Annotated in this window: 18 protein-coding genes; 9 read left to right on the plus strand and 9 right to left on the minus strand. The window is 62.6% G+C overall.

What is annotated here, in order from left to right; translation table 11 throughout:
- Position 1 precedes the first annotated feature (1 nt).
- The 3 genes from pyrF to purB form a co-directional block, all read right to left on the minus strand.
- On the minus strand, positions 2-676 hold the full coding sequence (gene pyrF, locus EKN06_RS01555) for an orotidine-5'-phosphate decarboxylase (protein WP_127611119.1): 675 nt from the start codon (positions 674-676) through the stop codon (positions 2-4).
- A complete protein-coding gene (locus EKN06_RS01560; RefSeq protein ID WP_127611120.1) occupies positions 673-1,008 on the minus strand; it encodes a LapA family protein in 336 nt (111 codons plus the stop codon). Before EKN06_RS01560 ends, pyrF begins: the two co-directional genes overlap by 4 nt.
- A gap of 86 nt (positions 1,009-1,094) precedes the next feature.
- Positions 1,095-2,405, minus strand: coding sequence for an adenylosuccinate lyase (gene purB / locus EKN06_RS01565; protein ID WP_127611121.1), 1,311 nt, complete (start codon positions 2,403-2,405; stop codon positions 1,095-1,097).
- 183 nt (positions 2,406-2,588) lie between these two features.
- Between purB and EKN06_RS01570 the strand changes: the two genes are divergently transcribed.
- Positions 2,589-3,488 (plus strand): DMT family transporter, encoded by a 900-nt coding sequence (locus tag EKN06_RS01570; RefSeq protein ID WP_127611122.1) that lies wholly within the window; start codon positions 2,589-2,591, stop codon positions 3,486-3,488.
- Here the strand turns inward: EKN06_RS01570 and EKN06_RS01575 are convergent.
- Positions 3,476-4,225: an NRDE family protein gene (locus tag EKN06_RS01575; protein WP_127611123.1), complete on the minus strand. Its 750-nt coding sequence runs from the start codon at positions 4,223-4,225 to the stop codon at positions 3,476-3,478. The two genes, EKN06_RS01570 and EKN06_RS01575, sit on opposite strands and share 13 nt — an antisense overlap.
- The gene (radC, locus tag EKN06_RS01580) at positions 4,225-4,959 is read right to left on the minus strand and encodes a RadC family protein (protein WP_127611932.1); all 735 of its coding nucleotides are present in this window, start codon (positions 4,957-4,959) and stop codon (positions 4,225-4,227) included. The genes EKN06_RS01575 and radC overlap by 1 nt, the downstream gene beginning before the upstream one ends.
- Before the next feature lie 160 nt (positions 4,960-5,119).
- Between radC and EKN06_RS01585 the strand changes: the two genes are divergently transcribed.
- From EKN06_RS01585 to EKN06_RS01620, 8 genes are all read left to right on the plus strand, one after another.
- Positions 5,120-8,335 carry an intermembrane phospholipid transport protein YdbH family protein gene (locus EKN06_RS01585; RefSeq protein ID WP_127611124.1) on the plus strand — a complete coding sequence of 1,072 codons (3,216 nt, stop codon included), beginning with the start codon at positions 5,120-5,122 and terminating at the stop codon, positions 8,333-8,335.
- Complete coding sequence (locus EKN06_RS01590) at positions 8,332-8,622, plus strand: YnbE family lipoprotein (protein WP_338068053.1); 291 nt, start codon at positions 8,332-8,334, stop codon at positions 8,620-8,622. Before EKN06_RS01585 ends, EKN06_RS01590 begins: the two co-directional genes overlap by 4 nt.
- On the plus strand, positions 8,622-9,050 hold the full coding sequence (locus tag EKN06_RS01595; protein WP_127611125.1) for a YdbL family probable chaperone protein: 429 nt from the start codon (positions 8,622-8,624) through the stop codon (positions 9,048-9,050). Before EKN06_RS01590 ends, EKN06_RS01595 begins: the two co-directional genes overlap by 1 nt.
- Positions 9,051-9,233: 183 nt before the next feature.
- On the plus strand, positions 9,234-9,551 hold the full coding sequence (locus EKN06_RS01600) for an AtpZ/AtpI family protein (RefSeq protein ID WP_127611126.1): 318 nt from the start codon (positions 9,234-9,236) through the stop codon (positions 9,549-9,551).
- An 84-nt stretch (positions 9,552-9,635) separates the two neighbouring features.
- Positions 9,636-10,397: a F0F1 ATP synthase subunit A gene (locus tag EKN06_RS01605; RefSeq protein WP_420810776.1), complete on the plus strand. Its 762-nt coding sequence runs from the start codon at positions 9,636-9,638 to the stop codon at positions 10,395-10,397.
- A 45-nt stretch (positions 10,398-10,442) separates the two neighbouring features.
- Entirely contained in the window at positions 10,443-10,670 is a 228-nt protein-coding gene (locus EKN06_RS01610; RefSeq protein ID WP_127611128.1) for a F0F1 ATP synthase subunit C, read from the plus strand.
- A gap of 96 nt (positions 10,671-10,766) precedes the next feature.
- Positions 10,767-11,252, plus strand: a complete 486-nt coding sequence (locus EKN06_RS01615; RefSeq protein WP_127611129.1) for a F0F1 ATP synthase subunit B family protein — start codon at positions 10,767-10,769, stop codon at positions 11,250-11,252.
- Positions 11,252-11,854, plus strand: coding sequence for a F0F1 ATP synthase subunit B family protein (locus EKN06_RS01620; RefSeq protein WP_240654555.1), 603 nt, complete (start codon positions 11,252-11,254; stop codon positions 11,852-11,854). Before EKN06_RS01615 ends, EKN06_RS01620 begins: the two co-directional genes overlap by 1 nt.
- A gap of 259 nt (positions 11,855-12,113) precedes the next feature.
- Here EKN06_RS01620 and gloB read toward each other — a convergent pair whose 3' ends face one another.
- The 4 genes from gloB to EKN06_RS01640 form a co-directional block, all read right to left on the minus strand.
- Positions 12,114-12,872: a hydroxyacylglutathione hydrolase gene (gene gloB / locus EKN06_RS01625; RefSeq protein WP_127611130.1), complete on the minus strand. Its 759-nt coding sequence runs from the start codon at positions 12,870-12,872 to the stop codon at positions 12,114-12,116.
- Between the two features lie 217 nt (positions 12,873-13,089).
- Positions 13,090-14,796 (minus strand): 30S ribosomal protein S1, encoded by a 1,707-nt coding sequence (gene rpsA / locus EKN06_RS01630; protein WP_127611131.1) that lies wholly within the window; start codon positions 14,794-14,796, stop codon positions 13,090-13,092.
- 316 nt (positions 14,797-15,112) lie between these two features.
- Positions 15,113-15,745 carry a (d)CMP kinase gene (locus EKN06_RS01635; RefSeq protein WP_127611132.1) on the minus strand — a complete coding sequence of 211 codons (633 nt, stop codon included), beginning with the start codon at positions 15,743-15,745 and terminating at the stop codon, positions 15,113-15,115.
- On the minus strand, positions 15,742-16,017 hold the full coding sequence (locus tag EKN06_RS01640; protein WP_127611935.1) for a CBU_0592 family membrane protein: 276 nt from the start codon (positions 16,015-16,017) through the stop codon (positions 15,742-15,744). Before EKN06_RS01640 ends, EKN06_RS01635 begins: the two co-directional genes overlap by 4 nt.
- Positions 16,018-16,021: the final 4 nt, after the last annotated feature.

Raw genomic sequence — 16,021 nt, forward strand, 5'->3', positions numbered from 1 at the left:
ATCAGATCGTGGCTTCGATCGCGCGCGCGGCAGCGAGCGGGTCATCGGCGCGGGCTATCGGCCGCCCGATCACCAGCACGCTTGCGCCATCGTCGCGGGCTTGACGCGGGGTCACGACGCGTTTCTGGTCGCCTGCCGATCCGTCGGCAAGCCGCAGGCCGGGGACAATGAAGAAACCGTTCTTCCATTGTTTGTGCACCGCGCGAACTTCGTGCCCCGAACAGACGATGCCGTCGAGCCCCGCTGCATGCGCAAGATCGGCGAGGCGCATCACCTGATCGTGCGCAGACCCGGCGACGCCGATCCTGCCAAGGTCGTTGTCATCCAAGCTGGTGAGCATAGTGACGGCCACGACCTTCGTGTTTTCGCCGGCGGCCGCCTTGGCGTCTTCCATCATCGCGCGCCCGCCGCTGGCGTGCACGGTCACGATGGCGGGTTCGAGCACGTGTATCGACTGCATCGCACCCGCTACGGTATTCGGGATGTCGTGAAGCTTGAGGTCGAGGAAGATGGGCAGGCCGACATGGGCCATTTCCATCACGCCGTGGTGGCCGTGCGCGTAAAAGAATTCCATCCCCAACTTGATCCCGCCGACGTGGCCCTTGACCTTTTCGGCCAGCGCCTTTGCCGCGTCGAGGCGCGGCATGTCGATCGCAACGAAGACGGGATTGCTCATGGCAGGGTTGGCTTTTCGCTTTCGGGAATGACGATGGTCGCTTCTTCGCGCTCCTGCTGCGTGGCGATCAGCGAACGCTGCGCCGCCTCCAGCGCAGCTATCCGCCGCTTCAGTCGCCAGCAGCCCGCGCGATGGAATAGCCACATCGGCAGGAACCCGGCCAGAAACGAGGTCAGGATGATCATCGGCAACGGTGTGTTCAGCACCACGCTGCTCCAGATCGTCACGTCGATGCGGAACCAGTTAGCATATGCGAAGACCGCGAGCGCGGCCACGATCAATGCCCACACGATGGTCCTGATTACCTGCAAACCGCTTTCTCCCGTTGTCATGCGACCCGAACTCTCTGGGTGGCAAACCTAGGCGGGTTCGCGGCGCTTGACCAGTGGGGCGCAAGCACGCCCTGTTCCACCACGCCTTACCCGAACACGCGGGCGAAAATCGTGTCGACGTGCTTGAAGTGATAGTCGAGGTCGAACTTTTCCTCGATCTGCTGTTCGGTCAGCGCCGCGGTCACTTCGGCATCGGCTTGCAGCAGTTCGAGCAGCGAAAGCTGGCCGTCCGAATCCCACACCTTCATCGCGTTGCGCTGCACGAGGCGATAGGCATCTTCGCGGCTGACTCCGGCTTGCGTGAGCGCCAGAAGCACGCGCTGCGAGTGAACCAGACCACCCATGCGGTCGAGGTTCTTCTGCATGCGCTCGGGATAAACGAGCAGCTTTTCGACTACGCCAGTCAGGCGGGCCAGTGCGAAGTCCAGCGTGATCGTCGCGTCGGGGCCGATGAACCGTTCGACCGAAGAGTGCGAGATGTCGCGTTCGTGCCAGAGCGCCACGTTCTCCATCGCCGGAACCACCGCACCGCGCACAACGCGGGCAAGGCCGGTGAGGTTTTCGGTCAGGATCGGGTTGCGCTTGTGCGGCATGGCCGACGAACCCTTCTGCCCGGGCGAAAAGTATTCCTCCGCCTCCAACACTTCGGTGCGCTGAAGGTGGCGCACTTCGACCGACAGGCGTTCGATGCTGCTGGCGATGACGCCCAGCACGGCAAAGAACATGGCGTGACGGTCGCGGGGGATGACCTGCGTCGACACAGGCTCGATGGCGAGGCCCATCTTGTCGGCGACATAGGCTTCGACGCTGGGATCGATATTGGCGAACGTGCCGACCGCGCCCGAAATCGCGCAAGTGGCGATTTCGCGGCGGGCGAATTCCAGCCGGTCCTTGCAACGCGCGAATTCGGCGTAGGCTTCGGCCAGCTTGAGGCCGAAGGTCACAGGTTCGGCGTGGATGCCGTGGCTGCGGCCGATTGTCGGAGTATACTTGTGCTCTTCGGCCCGCGTGCGGATCGCGGCGAGCAACTTGTCGAGATCGTCGAGGAGGATCACGGCGGCGCGGTCCATCTGGACGGCGAGCGTCGTGTCCAGCACGTCGGAACTGGTCATGCCCTGATGCATGAAGCGTGCCTGATCGCCCACGTTTTCGGCAACCCACGTCAGGAACGCGATGACGTCGTGCTTGGTCACCGCTTCGATTGCGTCGATGGCCTCGACGTCGATCTTGGGGTTCGTCGCCCACCAGTCCCACAGCGCCTTGCTCGCGCTTTCGGGAACGACACCCAGTTCGCCCAGCTTGTCGGTCGCGTGCGCTTCGATCTCGAACCAGATCCGATACTTCATTTCCGGTTCCCAGATCGCGGTCATCGCGGGGCGGGCATAACGTGGGACCATTTTCGACTCCGGCTCAGGCTTGGCTTTGCGTGCGACGCGGCGGCTAGGGGGAGGGGGCCGAAATGGCAAGGGGGTTGGGGGATTCGAAGGTTCGGGGATTTGGGGCCGAGTGCATATTTGGCTTGGTAGAGACAGGCCCGCCCGGCATTGCTAAAGGCCCGTGCCATGACGCGCGGGGCAATCATGGCGAAGCGAAAGATCGACTGGCTGACTTACGCGATGCTCGGCGCCACGATCGCTTTCTGGGCGGGCAATGCCATTGTCGGGCGTATGGTGCGCGGTGACATCGACCCTGTTTCGCTGGCCCTGCTGCGCTGGATCGGTGCGGCGCTGGTGGTGGCCCCGATCGCGTGGCGCGGGCTACGCGCCGACCTGCCTGCGATTCGCGCCGCCTGGAAACCGGTGCTGGCGCTGTGCGTGACCGGCATCGTGGGCTTCAACACCCTGCTTTACGAAGGGCTGTTGTACACGACCGCCAGCAATGCACTTTTGATGCAGGCGACGATCCCGGCACTCGTGCTGGTCATCGCCGCGCTCGTTTTCAAGCAGCGGGAGGCGACGTGGAAAGTGGTCGGCATCGCGCTTTCCGTGTGCGGCGCGGCCTTCACGATCTTTCGCGGCAACCTGCAGGCGGCAATCGAAATGCAACTGGGCAAGGGCGACCTGCTCGTCTTCGGTGCGTGCGTCACATGGGCCATCTACACGGTACTCCTGCGCCTCGCCCCCAAAGTGCGCCCTGCGAGCCTTTTGTTCGTGATGTTCGCAGGCGGCGCGCTAATCCTGCTGCCGGTGGCGCTGATGATGCCGGGTCGCCAAATTGCGTGGAACGCGCAAACGGTGGGCGCGGTTGCCTATATTGCGGTCCTGCCTTCTGTGGTCGCCTATTTCCTGTTCAACGCCGCCGTCGCGCGGGCCGGGGCGGCTATTGCGGGTCAGGCTATCGCGTTGATGCCGGTGGCAGGCGCATTGCTCGCGGCATTGCTGTTGGGTGAAAAGCTGCATTGGTACCACGCCGTGGGCATGGTGATCATTGTGGCGGGTATCGCGATAGCTGCGGTCCAGAAGGAACCTCAGGCCCAATAGGAACAGGCCCGAAAGGAAAGCTCGATCCGCGTGGTTCCCGTGACCTTGCCCAAGGAGTCGAACCGCCGTTCCGCGATTGCGCCACGCCCGTTTGCGCCGATCGTGATGACCGTGCTGCAGCGCGTGCCATAGGCCGGGTTCTCGATGAAGATCGGCGCCGTTTCGGCGTCGGCCTCCTCTGCTGGCCCGCCCTTCGCCAACATGGCAAAGAAGGCGTCTTCGTCGGGCGGCCCGATGTCCATGATGCCGCGCATGTCTCCGATCAGTCGGTCGACCTTGGGCCAAGGTGCGGCAAACGGGCTATTGGACAGGCCGTAAAAACCGCCCGTCGGCATGCCAAAAGGTGCGGCCAATGACCGGTTATCGACGACCCAGCCTTTCTGCCGGTCGATCAGGATCAGGCTGAACCCGTTGAAACGATCCAGTTGGTCCAGCCGATCCTCCACCCGGCGCCATTCGCCGGTCAGCCAGTCGCTCACCAGGGCTCCGCGCGAGGGGGCGACGGGGTCGTGATTGCCGGGTTCGCGGAAATTGGTGATGAGCGCCAGTCGCCCGGCGTCTTCCGACACGCCCAGCCACGTTCCGCCCGATCGCATGTCGCGCCCCGCCACGATTCCGCTCCCGTCGCTCCAGCGTGACAACGGCGCGGTGGGGCGTTCGTGGAATTCGTCGCGATTGGCGATGACGACCAGCGGGAAGTCGGGGGCGGAGCGCCAGCCGCAGACCGCGATGCACATCAGATCAGGCCTTTAGATCGCAGCGAAACATGGCCCGAACGTCCGATAATGATGTGATCGTGAACAGTAATATTCAGCAATCCCCCGGCTTCGGCGATGCGGTTGGTGATCTGGATGTCGGCGCGGCTGGGTTCGGGATTTCCGCTGGGGTGATTGTGGACAAGGATCATCGCCGCTGCGCCCAGTTCCATTGCCCGGCGGATAACCTCACGCGGGTGAATCGCGGCTTCGTCCAGCGACCCGTCGCCAAGATGCTCGTCGCGAATCAGTCGGTTCTGCGCATTGAGGTAAAGCACGCGCACGCGTTCGACCGTCAGGTGCGCCATGTCGATGGTCAGGTAATCGATCAGCGCCTGCCACGATCCCAGGACCGGTTGGTCCTGCACCCGCGCGCGGGCAAGGCGGCGAGTGGCGAGCGCCACGATCTTCAGGGCCGCCGCGCTGGTTTCACCCATGCCGGGATGGGTGGCCAGCGACTTGTGATCGGCATTGAATACGCCCGCAAGGCCTCCGAACCGGTTGAGCAGCGTGCGCGCCAGCGGCTTTACGTCGCGGCGCGGGATCGCGGTCATCAACAGGTATTCGACAACTTCGTGATCGGCCAGCGCATCTTCGCCCCCATCCAGCATCCGCGTGCGCAGCCGGGCGCGGTGTCCTTTGGGATCGAGGCCGTCCGGCTGTTTGGCTGCACGCTCGTCGCCAGTTCCGGCTTCGGCCCCCGGCACCGATCCCATCGGCAGTTCCTTTTGGCCGTCCTGCAAGCGAATAACTCCCTGCCGGGAAACACCCGGCGCTGATAAGCGTTTAGAAGCATTGCCTTTGGCGCGAGCCCCGCGCAAGTTCCACCGAGCCGTGGGCGGTGGAAGGAACCGCCGGCGGCTGACACAGGACCAGATGGAAAGCACTTCCCACATCGCAGAACGACAGCGCTTGCCTTCCCGGCGCAGGCGTTATCTCGTGCGCACCGCTATCGGCGGGGCGGCGTTGATTGCGGTTGCTTTCGGCGCGGCGTGGTTCAGCCGGGTCGACATTGCCGACCGCCTTATCCGCGATGCGCTGGAACAGTACGATCTGCCCGTGCAGTACGAAATCACTGGCATCGGCGCACAACGGCAGGTGATCGAAAATGTCGTGATCGGCGATCCCGCCAGGCCCGACATGACCGCCGAACGGGCGGAAGTCTCGATCCGCTATCACTTCGGAATGCCGACCATCGGTTCGGTCCGTCTGGTAAAGCCACGCCTTTACGGGCGGCTGGTCGACGGGCGGGTCAGTTTCGGGACGCTCGACAGGGTGCTGTACGCCGGTCCATCAGAAGAACCGTTCAAGCTTCCCGACCTGCGCGTCGCCATTGATGATGGGCGAGCGTTGGTGCGCAGCGATTACGGCAATGTCGGTATCAAGCTGACCGGCGATGGCAAATTGAGCGACGGGTTTTCTGGCGTCATGGGCGCCATCGCGCCGCGGCTGTCGGACGGCGACTGCGTCGCGCGCGACACCAGCATCTTTGGCGCGATCGCCATCGCCAAGGGGCGGCCGAGCTTTTCAGGGCCGTTGCGGCTGGGGGGCGTCGCTTGCGAAGGCAAGGACTTCGCTTTGGGCAAGTCCGTGCTGTCGCTCAACGTGACCGGCAGCGACCAGTTCGATGCCGTGCGCGGCAAGGCGAAATTTGCGGGCGGAAAGCTTTCCGTGGCCGGGCAATCCCTGGGCAGCGTGGCTGGCGATATCGCGCTTTCCTATGGCCCCAGCGGTTTCGTCAGCGATCTTGATCTTACTGGAACCGATGCAAGGCTGGCGGGGGCGTCGCTGTCACGGCTGGGTCTGGATGGCGCGGTTCGCGCCCGCGACGGGTTCGCCAATATCTCGTTCGACGGTGGCTTCAAAGGGGTCGGGCTGCGTCCCGGACCGGGCCTTGACGGGCAACTGGCCGGATACGAAGCGACCGCCGGGGGAACCCTGTTCGCGCCGCTGATCGCCAAGTTGCGCCGCGCGCTGGCGGACGAAGGCAGCCGCAGCAAGTTGGACGGCGAGGTAAAGGCGCGATTCGGGCCGGACCGCACGACCCTGACCATTCCGCGCGCGCAATGGCAGGGCAGCAGCGGGGCGGCGTTGCTGTCGCTGTCGCGCGCCCAGTTCACGCTGAGCGGGCGCGGAGCGCCGCGATTCGCTGGGCATTTCCAGACCGGCGGACGGTACATGCCGCGCGTCTCCGGTCGGATGGAACAGACCGCCGGCGGGCAGGGCACGATGCAACTGGCGCTTGCCGAATATGCGGCGGGTGATGCCCGGCTGGCGATTCCGACGATGACCGTGCGGCAGGATGAATCCGGCTTCGTGAGCGTCGATGGCACGATACAAGCGAGCGGCGCGATTCCCGGCGGACGGGTTACAGGATTGCGCCTGCCGATCACGGGCGGCTGGCGCCCGCGTCAGGGTCTGGCGCTGTGGCCCGAATGCGTGACGCCCACGTTTGAGCGGCTCGAACTGGCCAGCCTTACCTTGCAGAACCAATCGCTGTTGGTCTGTCCGCCAAAAAACAGCGCGATCCTGCGCAGCGACGGTGCGGGCACGCGCTTTGCCGCGGGCGTCCCAACGGTCAACCTTTCGGGCATGCTGGGTCAGACGCCTGCGACAATTCGCGGCGGGCCGATCGGGCTGGGCATTCCCGGAACGCTCGTCGCGCGAGATCTTGATATCGCGCTGGGTCCTCAGGCGACCGCGACGCGCTTTCATCTCAGCGAGCTTACGGCGAATATCGGCGATGACGTTTCAGGCCGATTCGCCAACGCCGAAATCCGCCTTGCGGCAGTGCCGTTGGACATGACGCAGGCGTCGGGCGACTGGGCGTGGCGTAAGGATGGCCTGATCGTCACCAATGCCGACCTGCGCGTGACCGACCGGCAATCCGACGCGCGCTTTCAGCCAATGGTCGCCCGCGATGCGACGCTGCGCTTTGCGAACGACACGATCACAGCAAAAGCCATGCTGCACGAAGCGACGACCGATCGCACGATCGTCGAAACGGATATCGTCCACCACTTGTCCAGCGGGACGGGCCACGCCGATCTCGACATTCCCGGCATCACGTTCGACCGGACATTACAGCCCGACACGGTAACTCGTCTCGCATTGGGCACCATCGCTAATGCCGAAGGAACGGTCACCGGAACGGGGCGAATCGATTGGAACGCGGCGGGCGTGACATCGATCGGCGCTTTCAGCTCCGATTCGCTGGACTTCGCTGCCGCCTTCGGGCCGGTGCGCGGTTTGTCCGGGACGGTTGAATTCAGCGACCTTCTGGGCCTTGTCACCAAACCGAACCAGCGGCTTGCGATCCGCGAGATCAATCCCGGCATCGTCGTCACTGACGGCTACGTCGATTTCCAGATCGAGCGCGATCTCGCTTTACAATTGAACGCGACGAGCTTCCCGTTCCTTGGCGGCACCCTGACTATGCGGACGACGCGCATGAATCTCGGCCAGACCGAGGTGCGCAATTATGTGTTCGACATCGTCGGCCTCGATGCCGCGCGTTTCCTCGAACGGATGGAGCTTGCCAACCTTCAGGCGACCGGCACTTTCGATGGGACCATTCCTCTGATCTTCGACGAAAACGGCGGGCGAATCGAAGGCGGCGTGTTGAATTCGCGTCGTCCCGGCGGCAACGTTTCCTATATCGGAGCGCTGACATACGAAAACCTGCACCCCATCGCCAATTACGCCTTCGACGCGCTCAAATCGCTTGATTACACCGCGATGCGCATCGGCCTCGACGGCAGGCTCGAGGGCGAGATCGTCACACGGGTCAAAATAGACGGCGTTACGCAGGGCGAAGGGGCGAAAAAGAACATCATCACCCGCCGCCTCGCCAAATTGCCAATCCGGTTCGACGTCAACGTGCGCGCACCGTTCATGCAACTGCTGTCGAGCTTCAAGTCGCTATACGACCCGGCCTCTGTCCGCGATCCGCGAGAGCTGGGCCTGATCGACGTGGAGGGCAACAAACTGGTCCCCTCTGGCGAGGCAGTACGGGGTGAGGACATCCTGCCGGTGGAAAATCCGACGACGCAAAACGACATTCAGCCTTCGGAAAGCGAGAAGATGCCATGAGAAACGAGCAATGGAAGGCTCGATTGACGCCGGCTGCCGCCGGTGCGAACAGTTTCCCGATGAGGAATTGGGAAATGGGGGCATCGGAACGGCAAAGCCATTTCGCTCGCGGGCTGATAATCGCGGGCGCGTTGGCATGTTCGGTGACGCTGAGCGCATGCGTGAACGTGAACGCGCCGTCGGAGCCGATCGTGATCGAGCTAAACGTGAACATAAAACAGGAAGTTCTCTACCGCCTTGTGGATTCGGCGGAAGAGAACATCGCGGAAAATCCGGAGATCTTCTGATGACCAGCAACCGCCATTTCGCACGCAAGGCCGCCGTCGCGCTGCTCGCCGCCCCGCTGCTTGCGGTCGGGGCGCTGGCCTTCATAGTCGCCCCAGCCGCTGCTGCCGAAGGTCGCGATCCGGCTTATGCCGCCGCGCGTGCCAATGGCACGATCGGAGAAAAGATGGACGGCTATCTCGGCATCGTCGGCAGTCCGTCGACGGAGATCAAGAAGCTGGTCGACGATCTCAATATCCGGCGCAAGGCCAGCTATGCCGACCGTGCCCGTTCGCAGGGTGTCACGATCGAGGAATTTGCCTTTACCCAAGGCTGCCTGCTGATCGCTCGAACCGTACCCGGTGAAAAATACCAAGCTCCCGACGGCAGTTGGCAAACGCGCGGTTCCGGCCCGGCAAGGGTCGATCCACGCTGCCCTTCGGCGGGCTGAATCCTGCCGGTCTTCGCCTGACAGCCGATTGGCGTGCAGGCTTGGCATTGTGCGTTGCCGCATAAATCGCGCTATTCGACCATTGGGCCATGTTGACTTGGGCAAACCCCTTTCCTAAAGGGGCCGCGCCCTCGACGGGCAGCTCGTTGCGCTTGCAGGGGCCTTTCATTGGGAGGAACCTGCATGAGTGAAGAGCAGTCCGGACAGGAACCAATCGGCGAAGATGCGCGCATCGATTCGCTCGACGCCCGGCTTAAGGCCGCGCGAGAGCGGGAAGACGAACGCAACCGTCCGCAAGTCCAGGGGACCGACGCGAATTACCGCCTCGGTTCCAGGGTGCTGGCGGAATTGCTGGGCGGTCTTGTTGGTGGCGGCCTGATCGGTTGGGTTATCGACCGGTTTGCAGGTACGTCGCCCTGGGGCCTGTTGGTGATGTTGTTCCTTGGGATCATCGTCGCCTTCAGAAACATCATACGGATTTCGAACCAGCGTCCCGACTGATCCCGATGAGGGGAGTGGAGGGGGCGCTGTCGTTCATAAGGCGACAGGGAAACACGCGTGGCAACCGAAGCCAAAGTCGACCCGATGCACCAGTTCACGATCGAGCCGTTGTTCGGCACCGATCACATGGAGCTGTTCGGCTATAACATCGCCTTCACGAACTCGGCGTTGTGGATGGCGCTCGCGGCCGTCGGGCTCTGGATTTTCGTGGCAGGTGGCATGAAGCGTCAGCTCGTGCCCGGTCGCTGGCAGATGGCGGTGGAAAGCTTCACCGGCTTTGTCGATGACATGCTCGAAGCGAACGTCGGCAAGCAAGGGCGCAAGTACGTGCCCTATATCTTCTCGCTGTTCATGTTCATCCTGTTTGCGAACATCCTCGGGCTCATGCCCTTGGGCGTCGTGGGTGTGCACCCATTCACTTTTACCAGTCACTTCACGATCACCGGTATCCTGGCGATCATGTCCTTCGCGATCGTGCTGATCGTGGGCTTTGCCAAGCACAAGCTGCACTTCTTCAGCCTGTTCGTGCCGCACGGCACCCCGCTGGTGATGATCCCGCTGATCTTCTGCATCGAGCTGGTTTCGTTTCTGGTTCGCCCGTTCAGCCTCGGCCTCCGACTGTTCGTCGCGATGATGGCCGGCCACGTTTTGCTCGAAGTGCTTTCCAGCTTCGTAATCGACGGCTTCAACGCGATGGCGTCGGGCATCGGTCCTGTGGTCGCCGTGCTCAGCTTTATCCTGATGGTCGCTATTTGCGCGCTGGAGATACTGGTCGCAGGCATTCAGGCATACGTCTTCGCGCTGTTGAGTTCGCTGTACATCAACGACGCCGAGAATCTTCACTAAGTTTTCGTCTCAAGTCATTAGAATTCAAGAAAAAGGGAATTTATCATGGAAGCAGAAAGCGCAAAGCTCATCGGTGCGGGCCTCGCTGCGATCGGTGCCGGCATGGCCGCCATCGGTGTGGGTAACGTCTTCGGTTCGTTCCTCGAAGGTGCGCTACGCAATCCAGGTGCTGCCGACGGCCAGCAGGGTCGCCTGTTCATCGGCTTCGCCGCCGCCGAACTTCTCGGCCTGCTCTCGTTCGTCGTCGCGATGATCCTGATCTTCGTCGCCTGATCGAACGTATCTCGGCCTTTCCGGTCCGCCCGTCGTGGCGGGCCGGCAGGCCGTGTGTTTTTTACTGCTTGATCCCGTAACAGGACGCCTTCCGCGATGCCCCAGATAGAACAGTTGGCCGCGACCTACTCCAGTCAGATCTTCTGGCTGTTGCTGATCTTCGGCCTGGTTTTCTTCGTTGTCGGCAAGGGGATGGTTCCCAAGGTCATGGACACCGTGGCCGTGCGCGACAGGCAGATCAGCGACGATCTCGCCGCGGCTCAGTCTGCTCGTATGCAGGCTGATTCCGAGGAAGAGGCCTGGCGTATGCGTGAAAACGCCAACCGAGCCGAGGCACAGGCGCTTGTCGCTAAGGCCAAGGGCGAGGCTGCGATCAGTCGGGACAAGACACTGGCTGCCGCCCAGGCACAGTTGGACGACAAGATGGCCAAGGCCGAAGCACGGATCGCCGAAGCGCAGAAGGCTGCGGCGGCCGAGATCGAGGATGTCGCCAGCGAGGCGGCTGCCAGCATCGTCCAGCGCATTGCCGGTATTGACGTCACACTCGACACGGCCCGCATGGCCGTCAAGGAGGCCATGTGATGACCGCTTTCCTGACCGTCCTCACCGCTGCCGACGGCACGATGAGCGTCGAAGAGCATCTCGCCGATGCGGATAAGCTCGAAGGGCTTGAAGCAGAGCATCAGGGCGAGCACGTCGAGCCGGTTGCCTTCGGTTTCGTAGGACCGGGTGCCTGGGTCAGCCTGGCCATGCTGGTCTTCATCGGCGTGCTGATCTGGAAGGGCGTGCCCAAGGTAATCACCGGCGGGCTCGACAGAAAGATCGCAGAGATCAAGTCGCAGCTTGACGAAGCCAAGAAGCTTCGCGCCGAGGCAGAGGCGCTCCGCAAGGAATATGCCGACAAGATCGCCAATGCCGAAAAAGATGCGGCGGCCATGCTCGACCATGCGAGGACCGAGGCGGATATTATCGTCGCCAAAGCGCAAGTTGACAGTGTCACGATGGTGGAGCGTCGCACCAAGATGGCCGAAGACAAGATCGCGGCCGCGGAACGTGCCGCCATCGACGAATTGCGCAACAATGCCGCACGAGCATCGACAGCCGCGGCTGCGTCGATCATCGCGCAGAAGCATAACGCCGACGCGGACCGTTCGCTGGTGGATCAGACGATTTCCGCGCTCTGATCCAGCTTATCGGCGTTCGCGCCGATTACACATCTTTGCGTTTGAACGACCGGCCATCGCGCCGGTCGTTTGCGTTGCGGGTAGAGCTTGGTTGCGACCTTAGCCGGGTTTCGTTCTAAGGCTAGCGATGGGTTGGTTTCACGGGACCGTTTCATGCGCCGTGTCGATCGATTCGCGATCATGGCCGAACTGGCTGCGCGGATCTGGACCCGACAAAGTCTTGCACGTGACTTTTTCCGCAGCTCAGGGCTGATCGCGGCTAGAAGACGTCCTTTGCACAGCGCAGGGCGGCAAAGGTTTCGCTCGCGCTATTACCGCCCCACCGGGTCTTAATGTCGGCTTTGTCGGCTCGCAGGAACGGATTGGTCGCGCATTCTCGGCTGAGCCTGGTGGGGACCGTCGGCTTTCCACGCTCGCGTCGCTGGCGAATTTCTTCGGCGTAGGCCTGAAGGTCGCTATTTTCTGGATCGGCGTGGAGAGCGAACAGCGCGTTCGCCGCGGTGTATTCGTGCGCGCAATAAAGTAGCGTTTCGCCGGGCAGGTCGCGGATGCGCGACAGGCTCTCCCAGAACTGCTGCGGATTTCCTTCGAACATCCTGCCGCAACCAAGTGCGAAAACCGAATCGCCAACAAACGCGATCCCTGCATCGGGCAGGTAGTACGCGATGTGGCCGTTGGTATGGCCGCCGACGTCGATGACTATCGCTTCATGCGCGCCGATCATGACCCGATCGCCGCCATCGACCGTGTGGTCCACTGCCGCGATCTTGGCCGCCTCGCCCTTGGGCGCGGTGACCTTGCAGCCAGTTGCCCCCTTGATTGCCTCGTTCCCGCCCGCATGGTCGGCGTGCCAGTGCGTGTTCCAGATCTGCGTGATCTGCCACCCTTTGGCAGCGGCTTCACGCATGTAGGTGTCGGCATCGGGCGTGTCGATGCAGACCGTTTCCTCGCTTTCGGAATCGTGCAGCAGGAAGCCGTAATTGTCGGAGAGGCACGGGAATTGATGAACTTCGATCATGGCGATGCTCTTTCGGCGGGCGAACTGGGCCTTCAGTCATTCCAGATAGGGATGCACACGCCGGAAAGCAAAAGACCCGCCGGCAAATCTGCGCGGCGGGTCTTTCGTTTTTTCAGGACCATCGATTAATCCCACGGGGCGAACCCGCTGACGTCACCACGGTCCCTGTTGCAAGCGGGCGGCACCAGCTCGCGCTGGCGCCGCCGCAGTTACGGGATCAGCTCTGCTTCTTGAGAGCTTCGCCAAGGATGTCGCCCAGCGAGGCACCCGAATCGCTCGAACCGTACTGCTCGACGGCCTGCTTCTCTTCCGAGATCTGGCGAGCCTTGATCGAGAAGTTCGGCTTCTTGGTGCGGTCGAAACCGGTGACCATCGCGTCGATCTTCTGGCCGGTCTGGAACCGGTCGGGACGCTGTTCGTCACGATCGCGGCCAAGGTCCGAACGCTTGATGAAGCCGGTCGCGCCATCTTCGCCAACCTGCACTTCGAGGCCGCCATCGCGAACTTCGAGCACAGTGACGGTGACGACGTCGCCACGCTTGAGGCCGGTCGTCGAAGGCGTGCCGCCGACTGCCGGTGCACCCTTTTCGAGCTGCTTCATGCCAAGGCTGATGCGCTCCTTCTCGACGTCGACGTCAAGCACGACGGCTTCGACTTCTTCACCCTTGCGGTGAAGCGCCAGCGCGTCTTCGCCCGAAATGCCCCATGCGATATCCGACATGTGGACCATGCCGTCGACATCGCCCGGAAGGCCGATGAACAGGCCGAACTCGGTCGCGTTCTTGACTTCGCCGGTGACGGTCGAGCCAACGGGGTGCTTCTCTGCGAAATCGTCCCACGGGTTCGACTGGGCCTGCTTGAGACCGAGAGAGATGCGGCGCTTGTCGGCGTCGACTTCGAGCACGATGACTTCGACTTCCTGCGAAGTCGAAACTATCTTGCCGGGGTGGACGTTCTTCTTGGTCCAGCTCATTTCCGAAACGTGGACCAGGCCTTCGATACCGGCTTCCAGCTCCACGAAGGCGCCGTATTCGGTGATGTTGGTCACGACGCCCGAGAGCTTCGCACCGACCGGGTACTTTGCGCCGACGCCATCCCAGGGATCGCTTTCCAGCTGCTTCATGCCGAGGCTGATGCGCTGCGTGTCCTGGTTGATGCGGACGATCTGCACGGTGACGGTGTCGCCGATGTTCACGACTTCGTTCGGGTGGTTGACGCGCTTGTAGCTCATGTCGGTGACATGAAGCAGGCCGTCGATGCCGCCGAGGTCGACGAACGCACCGTAATCGGTGATGTTCTTGACGACGCCTTCGATGACCTGGCCTTCTTCGAGGTTGCCGATAAGCTCGTTGCGCTGTTCGGCGCGAGTCTCTTCAAGCACGGCGCGACGCGACACCACGATGTTGCCACGGCGTCGATCCATCTTCAGCACCTGGAAGGGCTGCGGAATGCCCATCAGCGGGGCGATGTCGCGGACGGGGCGAATGTCGACCTGCGAACCGGGCAGGAAGGCCACGGCGCCGTCGAGGTCGACGGTGAAGCCACCCTTGACGCGGCCGAAGATCTGGCCCTCGACGCGCTTGCCTTCTCCGAATTCGCTTTCGAGGCGATCCCAGGCTGCTTCGCGGCGGGCGCGGTCACGGCTGAGCATCGCTTCGCCGTCGGCGTTTTCAACGCGGTCGACGAAAACTTCGACTTCGTCGCCAACGCTCAGTTCGCCTTCTTCGCCGTTACGGCCGAATTCGGAAAGGCGCACGCGGCCTTCGCTCTTCAGGCCTACGTCGATGACGGCCATGCCGTTTTCAATTGCGGTGACGGTGCCCTTGACGACGCGGCCTTCGAAACCACCGTCGGCTTCACTGCCGAGGGTTTCGTCAAGCATTTTCGCGAAATCGTCGCGGGTGGGGTTTGCCGTAGTGGCCATGTGTATCTAATTCCCGTTCAATCGATTTTTCCGGCCAAGCGGTTGTATCCGCTGGTCTTTGTGGCCGAACTGCTCACAAGGCCGAATGCCTGCGCGAGCGTCCTTCGAACCTCACGCGGACGATGGCATTACAATAGCGGCAGGGCAGCGCGGATGACGCGCCGGCGGAACCGGTATTGTGCGGGAGGGGGCGGCAGGTGCCGCCGAACCCTTCGAGCCATCGCCCAGGCAAAGCCTGTCGAACGGGCGCGCGCATATGCCTATTTCGGGGCGAAGGCAAGCAAAACCGGGAAATGCGCGACAGGGCTGCGCGCGATTATCGAGCCTTTTGCGCCATTGTTGCGTCGACCAGACGGATGGCCTCGGCCAGCGATTGCGCGGCGTCCATGTCCGAATTGTCGAGCAGGATCGCGTCGGCTGCTTCGATCAGCGGAGCCTCGGCCCGGTTGCGGTCGCGGGCATCGCGGGAAATCAGGTCGGTTCGTATTGCGTCGTACGATACGTCCTCGCCGCGCGAAAGCATTTCGGCGTGACGGCGGCGGGCGCGGGCTTCGACGCTAGCGGTGACGAAGAGTTTGACGTCGGCATGGGGCGCGACGACAGTGCCTATATCGCGTCCGTCCAGCACGGCACCGCCGGGCTGTGCCGCAAAGGCGCGCTGGCGATCGAGCAAGGCCGCCCGTACGTCCTTGTGTACCGAGACTCTGCTGGCAAGCGCTCCAACCGCTTCTTGCCGAAGCGTGGGATCTGTCAGCAGCCGGTCGGGAAAATCGGTGGCGCGGCGGGCATCGAGCGGATCGTCCGGGTTACCTCCCAGGTTCCTTACATGCAGGCCCACGGCGCGATACAGCAATCCGGTATCGAGATGCGGAAGGCCATAATGGCGAGCAAGTCCGCGTGCGATCGTACCCTTGCCCGACGCGGTCGGCCCGTCGACAGCGATGATCATGCCGAATTTTGCCGGCGCGCGGCACTCTTCGTTCGTGCGGTTTTGATCAGGCCCCAGATGGCAATGGCGGCCCAAAACCCTTCAAGCACCAAAGACGGCAGGTTGGGGTGATAATAGAGCGAAACCGTCAGCAGCGCCGCGCCGGCGAGGTTCACGCCATGCTGGATATAGGGATCGGGATCTTTGCGCGCGGTCATATAGGCATAGGCAAAGATGATGCAGGCCATGCCGAGAAACCCGATCAAGTTCGGCCAGTCGACGGTGACGATCATGTCG

This window comes from Croceicoccus ponticola (assembly GCF_004004515.1).
Taxonomy (GTDB): domain Bacteria; phylum Pseudomonadota; class Alphaproteobacteria; order Sphingomonadales; family Sphingomonadaceae; genus Croceicoccus; species Croceicoccus ponticola.

Bases quoted from the DNA above. Each gene is read 5' to 3' on its own strand.
- pyrF (WP_127611119.1), bottom strand. From the start codon at position 676: ATGAGCAATCCCGTCTTCGTTGCGATCGACATGCCGCGCCTCGACGCG.
- EKN06_RS01560 (WP_127611120.1), bottom strand. From the start codon at position 1,008: ATGACAACGGGAGAAAGCGGTTTGCAGGTAATCAGGACCATCGTGTGG.
- purB (WP_127611121.1), bottom strand. From the start codon at position 2,405: ATGGTCCCACGTTATGCCCGCCCCGCGATGACCGCGATCTGGGAACCG.
- EKN06_RS01570 (WP_127611122.1), top strand. From the start codon at position 2,589: ATGGCGAAGCGAAAGATCGACTGGCTGACTTACGCGATGCTCGGCGCC.
- EKN06_RS01575 (WP_127611123.1), bottom strand. From the start codon at position 4,225: ATGTGCATCGCGGTCTGCGGCTGGCGCTCCGCCCCCGACTTCCCGCTG.
- radC (WP_127611932.1), bottom strand. From the start codon at position 4,959: ATGGGATCGGTGCCGGGGGCCGAAGCCGGAACTGGCGACGAGCGTGCA.
- EKN06_RS01585 (WP_127611124.1), top strand. From the start codon at position 5,120: ATGGAAAGCACTTCCCACATCGCAGAACGACAGCGCTTGCCTTCCCGG.
- EKN06_RS01590 (WP_338068053.1), top strand. From the start codon at position 8,332: ATGAGAAACGAGCAATGGAAGGCTCGATTGACGCCGGCTGCCGCCGGT.
- EKN06_RS01595 (WP_127611125.1), top strand. From the start codon at position 8,622: ATGACCAGCAACCGCCATTTCGCACGCAAGGCCGCCGTCGCGCTGCTC.
- EKN06_RS01600 (WP_127611126.1), top strand. From the start codon at position 9,234: ATGAGTGAAGAGCAGTCCGGACAGGAACCAATCGGCGAAGATGCGCGC.
- EKN06_RS01605 (WP_420810776.1), top strand. From the start codon at position 9,636: ATGCACCAGTTCACGATCGAGCCGTTGTTCGGCACCGATCACATGGAG.
- EKN06_RS01610 (WP_127611128.1), top strand. From the start codon at position 10,443: ATGGAAGCAGAAAGCGCAAAGCTCATCGGTGCGGGCCTCGCTGCGATC.
- EKN06_RS01615 (WP_127611129.1), top strand. From the start codon at position 10,767: ATGCCCCAGATAGAACAGTTGGCCGCGACCTACTCCAGTCAGATCTTC.
- EKN06_RS01620 (WP_240654555.1), top strand. From the start codon at position 11,252: ATGACCGCTTTCCTGACCGTCCTCACCGCTGCCGACGGCACGATGAGC.
- gloB (WP_127611130.1), bottom strand. From the start codon at position 12,872: ATGATCGAAGTTCATCAATTCCCGTGCCTCTCCGACAATTACGGCTTC.
- rpsA (WP_127611131.1), bottom strand. From the start codon at position 14,796: ATGGCCACTACGGCAAACCCCACCCGCGACGATTTCGCGAAAATGCTT.
- EKN06_RS01635 (WP_127611132.1), bottom strand. From the start codon at position 15,745: ATGATCATCGCTGTCGACGGGCCGACCGCGTCGGGCAAGGGTACGATC.
- EKN06_RS01640 (WP_127611935.1), bottom strand. From the start codon at position 16,017: ATGATCGTCACCGTCGACTGGCCGAACTTGATCGGGTTTCTCGGCATG.